This window comes from Hyunsoonleella jejuensis (assembly GCF_900111025.1).
Classification (GTDB): Bacteria; Bacteroidota; Bacteroidia; order Flavobacteriales; family Flavobacteriaceae; genus Jejuia; species Jejuia jejuensis.
In genome coordinates, this window is record NZ_FOFN01000003.1 from 327,271 (window position 1) to 339,103 (window position 11,833).

At 34.3% G+C, this 11,833-nt stretch carries 7 protein-coding genes; all 7 read left to right on the forward strand.

Annotated elements, in window-relative coordinates; all coding sequences use genetic code 11:
* Window positions 1–330 precede the first annotated feature (330 nt).
* The 7 genes from BMY39_RS11295 (at window position 331) to BMY39_RS11325 (ending at window position 11,823) form a co-directional block, all read left to right on the forward strand.
* Window positions 331–2,532 carry a T9SS type A sorting domain-containing protein gene (locus BMY39_RS11295; RefSeq protein WP_092579693.1) on the forward strand — a complete coding sequence of 734 codons (2,202 nt, stop codon included), beginning with the start codon at window positions 331–333 and terminating at the stop codon, window positions 2,530–2,532.
* A gap of 234 nt (window positions 2,533–2,766) precedes the next feature.
* Window positions 2,767–4,236, forward strand: coding sequence for a serpin family protein (locus BMY39_RS11300; RefSeq protein WP_092579695.1), 1,470 nt, complete (start codon window positions 2,767–2,769; stop codon window positions 4,234–4,236).
* The gene (locus tag BMY39_RS11305; RefSeq protein WP_092579697.1) at window positions 4,233–5,645 is read left to right on the forward strand and encodes a sulfatase; all 1,413 of its coding nucleotides are present in this window, start codon (window positions 4,233–4,235) and stop codon (window positions 5,643–5,645) included. The genes BMY39_RS11300 and BMY39_RS11305 overlap by 4 nt, the downstream gene beginning before the upstream one ends.
* 57 nt (window positions 5,646–5,702) lie before the next feature.
* Window positions 5,703–8,087, forward strand: a complete 2,385-nt coding sequence (locus BMY39_RS11310) for an alpha-L-rhamnosidase-related protein (RefSeq protein ID WP_092579699.1) — start codon at window positions 5,703–5,705, stop codon at window positions 8,085–8,087.
* Between the two features lie 17 nt (window positions 8,088–8,104).
* Complete coding sequence (locus BMY39_RS11315) at window positions 8,105–9,586, forward strand: sulfatase family protein (RefSeq protein ID WP_092579701.1); 1,482 nt, start codon at window positions 8,105–8,107, stop codon at window positions 9,584–9,586.
* Between the two features lie 117 nt (window positions 9,587–9,703).
* Window positions 9,704–11,035 (forward strand): sulfatase, encoded by a 1,332-nt coding sequence (locus BMY39_RS11320; RefSeq protein ID WP_245738270.1) that lies wholly within the window; start codon window positions 9,704–9,706, stop codon window positions 11,033–11,035.
* Between the two features lie 5 nt (window positions 11,036–11,040).
* The gene (locus tag BMY39_RS11325; RefSeq protein ID WP_143064772.1) at window positions 11,041–11,823 is read left to right on the forward strand and encodes a DUF1961 family protein; all 783 of its coding nucleotides are present in this window, start codon (window positions 11,041–11,043) and stop codon (window positions 11,821–11,823) included.
* Window positions 11,824–11,833 lie beyond the last annotated feature (10 nt).

The window sequence follows — 11,833 nt, forward strand, 5'->3', positions numbered from 1 at the left end:
ATTTCAACCTTATTTTGTAGAGCAGAAAGCGCGTACTAGCGGCGAAAATTAAAACTAGTTGAGGTTTAGGGTTAATTAGTTTTCGGGTGATATCTATCTTAATTAGAAAGTCTTATAAAATCCAGAAGTTTATCTCTGGGTTTTTTTGTTTTTATCATATTTTTTACAGCATACTACAGGATAGATAAAACCTAAAAATTAAGTAAACTTACAAATTAATTTTTTCTTGTCAAGAATGAATATTACTTGTATAATACTAAGATTAAAAAATTAACCTTTTACATATTGAAAATAAAAAGTAACAGGTAAAGTTAAGAACAAAAAAATGCCATGAAAATAAAAGTACTACTATTGTTTTTAATTGTGATTCTAAAAAGTAATGCACAAGATTATCCTTTCAATCTGCCCGATAATATTGAAGCAACCATAAATTTGAATACTGAGTCTCAAGAAAGCTTCAATAACTTATTATTAGGAACAAATATTCACCATTTTAGCACTGATGAAGAAAAAGATTTCGTGAGGTTGTTCAATCCACTTTCAGTACGTTTTCCTCATGGGTTATGGGCTAATTGGTATGACTGGAGAAGAGATGTGTCTAGACTTTTTGGTGAAGAGCAGTTTGAGTACAAACAGGGCGCTAATGGCACCCCTAGAATGAAAGAGGTAGATTTTTTGGCCAATTTATATATTTTTGATAACAATAATATAAAAGTGGGAATTGATGGTTTAACCACATTAAATACGGAACGTAAATCCAATACAGGTAAAGGGTTCAGTATGATGTGGACCTTCAATATGAGTGCAGATGGCACTGATTTTAGCAATGGTTCTCCCGAAAGTGTTGCCCGCTATCAAGATTTAATTAATAGAGGATTTGAAGTTAAAGACGTTGAAATGGGTAACGAGAATTTTTATCCAGGACAGAGAAGTTCAATAATACCTAATGCAGAAGATTATATTGCCAGAGCAAAATCTATGTCGGCAGCTTTAAAGGAGCTAAATCCAAATATTAGAGTATCTATACCCTTACTTAGACGTGATAGTTGGGCAAACCCAAATTGGAATATAGACTTAACCGTAGATCAGTCCTATTTTGATGCTGTTACCATACATACCTATGTAGGTTCAGATCCAGATGATGCCAGTAACAGCGATGAAGCGTATAGCACAGCCTTAACAGCGAGAAAACACTTATTAGCATCAGTCATAGATTACCCGCGTAAAGTAACGAATAAGCCTATTTGGTTAACAGAGTGGGGTGTGAAATCTGGAGGACCTAATGCGGTATCGGCATTAGGTGCTGTGGATTGTTTTTTAATGATGAGCGAAAATCAAGATATTTTTGAGCGTGCTAATTGGTTTAGTACCAATGGTAAATTAAATTCAATGCTGGTTTGGGAAGAATATATAGATGGGCAAGGTAATACTAAAGAAAGAATAAAATATCCTTTAGAAAAAACCTTATTTGGGTCGGCTTATGAAATTACCCGAAGTATTCTTGAAAATAGTACATTAATAGGTAGTGACATAGAGGCTCCAAACCTTGTTGAAGGTGTAAAAGCAGTAAGTGCTAGAGTAGTTTGGAAAGATGGTAAAGCTACTATTTTGGCTTTGAATTTAACCGATAAGGATGTGGTTTTTAATGTGTCAGTTGACGGTGGAATTTTTACAGATACGTATATACATAAAGCTATGGCGTTTTTGGCTGTAGATGAAGAGCGTGCTCTACCCTACAACGATAGTCCGTTATCATTAATCAAAGAGGGAACAGGCCAAATTATTCTACCCAAATTATCGATTAATACCATAGCATTGAGCGGTGTTAACTTTACAGAGGCATTACCTTCTAATAATTTTAATATTGAAACCATTAGCGAAACATGTACAGGTAAAAATAACGGAAAAATCATTATAAATACACTGCGTACCAAAAACTATAGGATACAAATTGCTGGAGTAGATTATAGTTTTACAAAAGATATAACTATTGAAAATTTAAGTTCTGGAAATTACGATTTCTGTATCACAGTTGATGGCGAAGATTTTGAACAATGCTTTAGTTTAGAAATTGAATCTGGAAATTCTATTTCAGGTAAAATAGCTCAAAATAAAGACAAAGCGACTATTGCTATTGAAAGTGGTGAAGGTCCTTATACCATCATTAAAAATGGTGATTTATTAATGACGACATACCAAAAATATTTGGAAATTAATGTAGCTCATGGCGATGTTATTGACGTTAAGGCAAAGACCGACTGTCAAGGTAAATTATCTAAAAGAATAAATATGCTAGAAAATATTTTAGCGTATCCAAATCCATCGAAAGGTGTGTTTGATATGTATATTCCAAATGACTTTAAAGAGGTAACGTTACAAATGTTTAATGTTTATGGTCAATTAATATCAAATCAGGTTCATGCTGTAAATGGAGGTAAAGTGCATATTGATATCTCTAATAAACCTTCAGGTATTTATTTTGTAAAAGTAGGTATAGAGAACCAGGCTACTGTTAAAATTATGAAGCAATAAAACATAAATTAAACAGAGTTTTTATATGCGTTGATGATTTGTCTAAAACTCAATTTTTATGAGCAACCTATGTTGAACATCAATAGCCAAATAGTTTGACTATAGAGGGTTTATTGTTTTATGGTTCTTGTTGTAAAATTTGCGTTTATATTTCTTCAAACACGAATTACTCTAACGGGTATTGAAGGATGCTAAAGTTGTTATCTTTTAAATTAAAAAGTTAAACTAAAAATCATGAATTATAAACCTATTGTAATTTTGGTTATCATTTTTTTAATAATAACCTACATGGGGCCATTGCATGCACAAAATAGCGATACTTATAATTCTTTAAATCAGTATGCCTTCGATTTATACGGCGAATTAAAAGAAGAAAATGAAAACCTTTTGCTCTCACCTTTAAGTACGTATTATGCACTTTTAATGGCTTATGAAGGTGCTAATAATACAACTAGGCAAGAGTTTGAGAACGTATTGTACATTGAAAATTCTCAATACATTCCAAGCAAATTATTAAATACCCAAAAACAGCTATCAGACAGTTTATATGGTTTAAAAGTGGCAAATGCCCTTTGGTCAGACATAGGGTTTCAAGTAGATACAACTTACAGAAATTCAGTATTACATAAGTACGGTTCAGATGTTCATCAAATCGAGTTTAAAAACACAGGTTTGGCAGTTTCAAAAATCAATGAATGGGTTGCTAAAAATACCAACAACAGAATACAAAACATTCTAAACCTGTCAGATTTAAATGTCGACTCGAAATTAGTTATTTCCAATGCAGTTTATTTTAAAGGCGAATGGCTTAAAGCGTTTAAAAAAAGTGCAACTCATAAAAATGTATTTTTTACCGATAGCATTAACCAATATCGTACAGATTTTATGAATAAAACAGAAAAGCTGATGTATTTTGAAAATGAAGCTTTTCAGTTTGTAGCAAAGCCTTATAAGCAATCAAACTTATCGTTTGGAATTATTTTGCCAAAAGACTTTTTTGGTCTAGAAGCTGTTGAAAGCCAGTTAAATGATAAATTATTTATTGAGCTATTGGAAGATGCTGATACCTTAAATGTTAGGCTTTCAATGCCAAAAATAAAATTGGAGTCTCAGCTTAAATTAAAACCAGTTTTAAAAAAATTAGGTCTAGAAACCATGTTTAATCAGGAAGCCGATTTTTCTGGAATTAATCGAAACGATAGCCTGCACTTTAGTCAATTTATACATAAAACCCAAATAGACCTTAACGAAGAATATACTGAAGCTGCAGCAGCTACTGTAGCCGTAGCATATATTCGTGGAATACCCAAACGCAAAGATGTTGTAGCCGATCATCCGTTCATGTTTTTCATTTTTGATAATTATACTCGAAGCATATTATTCATTGGACGTTTTACAAAACCACAAAACGGCGAATTGGTTGAAGAAGATGAATTTTCAACTGATTTGGTACAAAGAATTATAAATGAGATAAAACCTAATAAGCGGACAAGTTGGAGTTATACACAACCTTTAACTGTGATTGTTGACGGGAAGGATTTAATTGCAGTAGATTTGAATGATATTGATTTTGACGATGTTGAGGATATAAAAAATTATAAAGTAGATGCCATACAGTTAGCATCTAAAGGTTACGAAGGCCTAATTGCAATTACCCTTAAAAAGGGCAAAACAAAGAAACTAAAAAGAAAAATCACGAAATGAAAGCATTACTCTTAAAATTATTCCTGTGCGGTCTAGTTTTTTCTGGGCATAATAGTTTCAGTCAAACTAAAACGCAATCTAACAAAAACAAAAAGCCCAATATTTTATTTATTGCTGTTGACGATTTGCGTCCTGAACTTAATTTTTACGGCGCAAATCATATTAAATCTCCAAATTTAGATAAACTTGCTGGGGAGAGTTTGGTGTTTAGTCGTGCTTATTGTAATATTCCAGTGTGTGGAGCTTCTAGAGCCAGTTTAATGACAGGGGCGAGACCTACAAGAAAACGATTTATCAATGCGCATATTAAAAAAGATGAAGATTACCCAGAGGCTATCTCGTTGCCTATGTTATTAAAACAAAACGGATATATAACAATTTCTAATGGTAAAATATACCATCATAAAACAGATGATAAAAATGCATGGGACGAAATATGGCAAGCAGATGGCTTGTGGAGCTATGCCTTACCAGAAAGTCAAGAAATAAGAAAGAATACCCGTAGGGGCTTACCTATCGAAATGGCGGAGGTTCACGACTCTGTGTATAGAGATGGAAAATTGGCATTAAAAGTCATAAGGGATTTACAAAAATTAAAGCAAGAAAAGCAATCCTTTTTCTTAACCATGGGGTTAATGAAACCCCATTTGCCTTTTACAGCACCAAAAAAGTATTGGGATTTGTACGATAGGGCAAGTATAGAATTACCCGAAAGTTATATTCAACCAGAGAATACTCCTAAACAAGCCTTTCACAATTTTGGTGAGTTGCGCCAATATGAAAACATACCAAAAAAAGGAGATTTACCAGATGCATTAGCCAGAGAATTAATTCATGGCTACTACGCCTGTGTAAGTTATATCGATGCGCAAATAGGTTTGGTTTTGGATGAACTAAAACGTTTAGAATTGGAGGATGACACAATTGTTATTTTGTGGGGAGACCACGGTTGGAATTTAGGCGACCACAAGCTATGGTGCAAGCACGTTACATTTGAAACTTCTCTAAGAACACCATTGATAATAAAAGTGCCAGGAAAAACTAAAGGAGAAAAAACAAATGCCATAACCGAATACATAGATATTTACCCAAGTTTAGCAGAACTGGCGGGATTAGATATTCCCAATACAGTTGACGGTAAAAGCTTTGTGCCTATTTTAAATGGCGAAAAGCCACAGAAAAATTGGGCAGTTTCTAAATTCAAAGATGCAGTTACTCTTATAAAAGGCGATTTGTTTTACACGGAATGGACGGATGATAATGGGGTTGCCTATGCGCGTATGCTATTCGATCATAAAAATGATCCTTTAGAATTAGAAAACTTGGCTGAAAAACTAGAATATGGGAATCTCGTTAAAACATTATCACTGGAACTTAGAGAAAAATGGGGTGAAGATTTTTTGAAATAAAAATTTAAAAATTACTCAAAAAATTTCAGTTGTGACTTTTAAAATAAACTTAAACTGATGAAAAAAACAATTCTAACATTTTTAACTATCTTTTGTGTAGTTCTGCTAAGTGCACAAAACACAGCTGATGTCAATTCTAAATTATTACAAGAATTGTGGTCTGCAAAATGGATTACGCATCCCGAAATAGCAGGTGATGAATCAGGAGTGTATTTGTTTAAGAAAGTCTTGTCTTTTAAAACAGTACCTCAAGATTATGTGATAAATATTTCAGCAGATAATCGTTATGTATTTTACATAAATGGAGAGATAATAACTCGGGGTCCAGCGCGTGGCGATTTAAATCGTTGGCTATTTGATACGGTAGATATTGCACCATACCTTAAAACAGGTGAGAACCATATCGCCGCAAAAGTATGGAATATGGCAGCGTTTAAACCTGTCGCTCAAATGTCGCTTGAAACAGGTTTGATCATTCAGGGGAATACAGAAAAGGAAAAAGAAATAAATACCAATAAAACTTGGAATGTAGTTATTGATGAGGCCTATTCTTTTTATAAAATAAACCATCTTAGACGCTTTTATGCAAGCGGACCAGGAGAAAAATTTAGAGGAGATTTACATCCATGGCACTGGAAAACATCAGATAATGAAATCGCGTGGAAAAAGGTAAAAGAAGGTAATAATGGGACGCCCACGAATTATTATAATATTACAGGAAAAACAGATAAGCGACTGTTATGTCCGCGTTCCATTCCAATGATGGAAACTAAAATACAGCACTTCGCTTCAGTACGAAGAATGGAAGGTGTAAAAAATGCAAAGGATTTGATAACAGGCAGTAAACCTGTTAAAATACCTGCGAATAGTACCGCCGTTATTTTATTGGATCAAGGCCATTTAACCAATGCATATCCCCAACTAAAATATAGTAAGGGGTCTAATAGTCATATTAAAATTACTTATGCTGAGAGTCTTTTTATACCTAAAGATGGGAAGCCTACTTTTAATAAAGGGAATCGAAACGAGGTTGAAGGTAAGGTCATGTGGGGAAATTATGATATCATTGAAGTAGATGGCGGTGATGATAGACTTTTTGAACCACTTTGGTGGCGGAGTTTTCGTTATGTAGAATTAGAAATTACAACAGGTGAAGAGCCTTTAATACTTGAAGGGTTTAATAGTGAGTTTACGGGGTATCCATTCGAGCTAAAGTCTAGTTTTGAAAGTGAAGACTCCCGTATGAGTGCTATTTTTGATGTGGCTTGGAGAACCCAACGTTTATGTGCTGGAGAACTGTTTTTTGATTGCCCGTACTACGAGCAACTACAATATACAGGTGATACGCGCATACAAGGACTCAACACAGCCTATGCTTCTGGTGACACGCGATTGTGGAAAGATGCCATTCAAGATTATTATGATTCTCGATTACCGTTCGGATTAACACAGTCACGTTATCCAAGTAGTACCCAGCAAATAATAGCGCCTTTTTCATTGGTTTGGATTACTATGGTAAACGATTATATGATGCATTGTGAAGATGATAAATTTATCGAGAAGATGGTTCCAGCCATCCTTGATATTCTTAATTGGTACGATGCACGTGTAGCCGAAAATGGCATGCTCGGTAAATTGGAAAGTTGGCTTTTTGTAGATTGGGTTGATGAGTGGAAAACGGGATACCCACCGTTGACGCAAGAGAAAGAATACTCTGCGGTTATTGGAATGCAATATGTTTATACCATTCAAAAAGCAATGGAAATATTTGAAGCATACGGCATGTCTGGACTTAAAGATAAATGGGCCCAAAAAGCAGAAGTTACTCAAAAATCGATACTAGAACATTGTTGGGATGAGGATAAGCAATTGCTTGCCGATACCCCAGAGAAAACCTCTTTTAGTCAACATGCTAATGTCTTAGCGATATTAAGTAACGCTTTTGATGGAACTCAAGAAAAAGAATTAATACTACGTGTTTTTAGTAATAAGGAGATAGCACAAACCTCATTTTACTTTGATTTTTATAAGATAGCAGCGCTTAAGAAGGTAGGATTAGGAAATATGTATATATCAACTTTAGATATTTTAAGTGACTTACTTGATAAAGGACTTACTACATTTCCTGAGAAAGCGGACCCAACGCGTTCCGATTGTCATGCTTGGAGTGCTTCACCTTTGTACTATTATTTAGCGCTGGTATGCGGCATAGAACCTGCTGCTCCAGGGTTCAATTCAGTACGAATCGAACCTCATTTGGGAGATTTAAATTGGGTCAAGGGTTCAATGCCGCATAAACTAGGTGAGATTAAAGTCAACTTAAAGAAAACAAAGAGTAAAAAGATTATAGGAACTATTTTTCTTCCTGAGGGGCTTACGGGAACCTATATTCAAAATGGAAAACAGATAATTTTGAAAAGTGGAGAAAATCAAATTAATTAAATATTGAGCTAACCAAGATGAGGCGTATATTCAAGTATTACTTATTACTAAATACAATCTTAGTTTTTTCTATTGGATGTATTAATAAAAAGAAAAGTGACAATATTTATTCAGAAAATGAAGATAGAATTGAAAGTCAACCCAATATAATTTTCTATTTAGCCGACGACCAAGATATTTACGATTATGGTTGCTATGGTAATGAAAAAGTGAATACGGCTGCAGTAGACCGTCTAGCAAAAGAAGGCATGCTTTTTAACAATGCTTTTACAGCTCAAGCCATATGTGCCCCAAGTAGATCTCAGCTTTTTACAGGGAAGTATCCTTTAAAGAACGGCTGTTTTGCGAATCATACCGCTACAAGACCTAATATTGAGAGTGTTACATTTAGAATGAAAAAACTCGGATATGAAGTGGTTTTAGCAGGAAAAAGTCATGTGAAGCCAGCAAGTGTATATCAATGGGATAAGGAATGGGAGCCCGTTCCAAAAAGAGATGTGCCTAGAGATTATATTCCTTTAGATAGTATAGAGGCTTACTTCAAAGCTTCAAAAAAGCCATTTTGTATGTTTATTACGTCAAAATATCCTCATGGGAAATATTTTGATGTTGAAAACCCAAATGCTGATGATATAAAGTTTTATCCATTTAATGAACATAAAAAAAAGGATAAAGCATATGTAAAATCTAAAGCAGGGTATTACCGAAGTATCGAGGAAGATAACACGCAAATAGAAAAGGTCTTAGACTTGGTTGATACGTATTTAGATAATAACACCCTCTTTATTTATAGCGCAGATCATGGGGTTTCAGGTAAATTTACAGTAAAAGATGTGGGTTTAAAAGTGCCATTTGTAGTACGCTGGCCCAAAGTAATTAAACCTGGAACTACTTCAAATCAACTCATTCATTATACCGATGTGTTGCCAACTTTTATGGCAATTGCTGGAGGAAAAACTCCTAACGATATGGATGGGACTAGTTTTTTACCGCTATTACAAGGCGAAGATGTTAAGATAAACGATTATGTTTATGGGGTAAGAACCAATCAAAATATTTTAAATTCAGAGGTTTTCCCTTCGAGGATGATTCGTGATAAGCGTTATAAATACATTAGGAATTTCAATTCGGTAGAGGTTGTAGATAAAAATTTAACAGGAAAACCCAATGTAGATTACTTCATTAAACGAGGAGCAAATGCATTTAAAAATGAGCCTCTTGAGGAATTGTACGATTTGCAGAATGACCCATTTGAGCAAAATAATTTAGCTAACGACCCAGAATTACAAGAAGTTAAAGACAAATTAAGAAAAGATCTATTTAGTTGGATGAAGTCTCAAAACGATTTCTTGGATGAGTCTGTTGGTAATATGCCCATAATAACACCCAAAGGGAATAAAGGATTTAAATTGGACCAAGATACACCTAGGAGAAAGATTGCAGATTCCTTAAAGAATACCTTAAGTAATGGTGATTACATAGTTATAGAACATTGGTAAAAAATAATTATGAATACAAATATGAAATGCTTTCTAAAGTTTATTGTAATTAGTTTTCTTTTTATATCATGTAAAAATGAGCAAAAAGAAGAGACAATAATTGAAGAAAAAAAGCCAATGAACATTTTGTTTATTGCAGTTGATGATCTGCGCCCTGAGCTAAATTTTTATGGCGCCAATTATATTCAATCACCCAATTTAGATAAATTGGCCAGCGAAAGTCTGGTGTTTAACAGAGCCTATTGTAATATTCCTGTATGCGGTGCTTCAAGGGCAAGTTTGCTTACCGGCATGCGGCCAACAAGACATCGATTTATTAATTACAAAACAAGGGCAGACGTTGATGCTCCCGAGGTAGTTACATTACCCAAGCTTCTAAAACAGAATGGATATACAACCATTTCAAACGGAAAAATTTATCATAATAATAATGACGATAGTTTAGCTTGGGATAACAGATGGTTTCCAAAAGGTAATATTCGCAATTATCAATTAGAAGAAAATATAAATACAAATGGTAGTGCTAATTTAGCTGTTGCAGGGGCTGCGGCCTTTGAAATAGCTGAGGTTCATGATACTGCATATTTTGATGGTAAAATAGCCCAGAAAGGCATTGCAAATTTAAAAATGTTAAAAAATAAAAAGCACCCCTTTTTTCTGGCACTGGGCTTTATGAAACCGCATTTACCGTTTAATGCACCAAAAAAGTATTGGGATTTATATGATAGATCTAAAATTGAATTACCAGAGAGTTATACGCAACCAGAATCAACACCTAAACAAGCATTTCACAATTTTGGTGAGTTGCGCAATTATGGAAACATTCCCAAGAAAGATGATCTTCCAGATGAATTAGCTAAAGAATTGATTCACGGTTATTACGCATGTGTAAGCTATGTGGATGCACAAATTGGTTTGGTTTTAGACGAGTTGAAGCGTTTAGCATTAGAAGACGATACCATCGTAATTTTATGGGGTGACCATGGTTGGAATTTAGGTGACCATAAATTATGGTGCAAGCATGTTACTTTTGAAACCGCTTTAAGAACCCCATTAATCATAAAAGTTCCAGGTAAAACAAGTGGACAACAAACTGACGCTATAACAGAATACATAGATATTTATCCTAGTTTAGCGGAGTTAGTTGGTTTGAATGTTCCTGCAACCCTGGAAGGAAAAAGTTTTGTGCCAATTATCAATGGACAAATACCAAAAAAGGATTGGGCGGTAAGTAAATTTAAAGATGCGGTTACACTAATAAAAGGAGATTTATTTTATACTGAGTGGACTAAAGACGATGGGGTAGCCTATGCACGTATGTTATTCGACCATAAAACAGACCCTTTAGAATTAGATAATTTAGCTGAAAAGCCAGAATACCAAGACACTGTAAATCAACTTGCTGTGGAGCTTAGAGAAAAATGGGGGAAAGATTTCTTAAGTAAATAGTGTTTATGAAGTGGAATGTATTCTTATTGGTATTTTTAGTCCTTGTAGTTTCCTGCAAAACAAACATGCCTCTTAACGAAAAGAACAGTGATACTCAAGATGATTGGAATTTAGCTTTTCAGGATGATTGTACCGAAGACTGGACAAAACAATGGACTTTAGATGGTTTAGTTGCAACGGTTGAAAATACTCAAGAAGGCATGCATTATAAAGCAGGTCCCGAAGCTGGAAATGATGCACATCATGCGGTTTTATGGACTAAAGAATCATTTTCAGGGGATGTGAAAATTGAGTTTGATTACATGAAAACCGATGATGCCAATAAGTATGTAAATATACTTTATATCCAAGCAACTGGTGATGAAGAAGGTGTTTACGAAAAAGATATTTCTGAATGGAAGCACTTACGAGAGGTGCCTAAAATGCGAATGTATTTCGAGAACATGAACACGTTTCATATTAGTTTTTCGGCTTTTGGAAATAAAGGAGATGGATTGCATTATGTGCGTGCCCGTCGCTACCCCAAACCTGATGATAAGCATTTTAATAGTACCATGGTCGAGCCTTCTTACGATATGCAGGGGCTTTTTGAAACAGGAAAAACCTATCATATTACTGCTATTAAAACTTCAGAAAAACTAAGTTTTAAAATGGAATATGAAGATAAAGTAGAATATTTTGAGTGGGATATTAAAAAAGTAGAACCAATTACAGAGGGTAGAATAGGAATTCGTAATATGTATACCCGTTCTGCGATTTATAAAAATTTCAAAATTTATACAAATTAGGAAATATTTT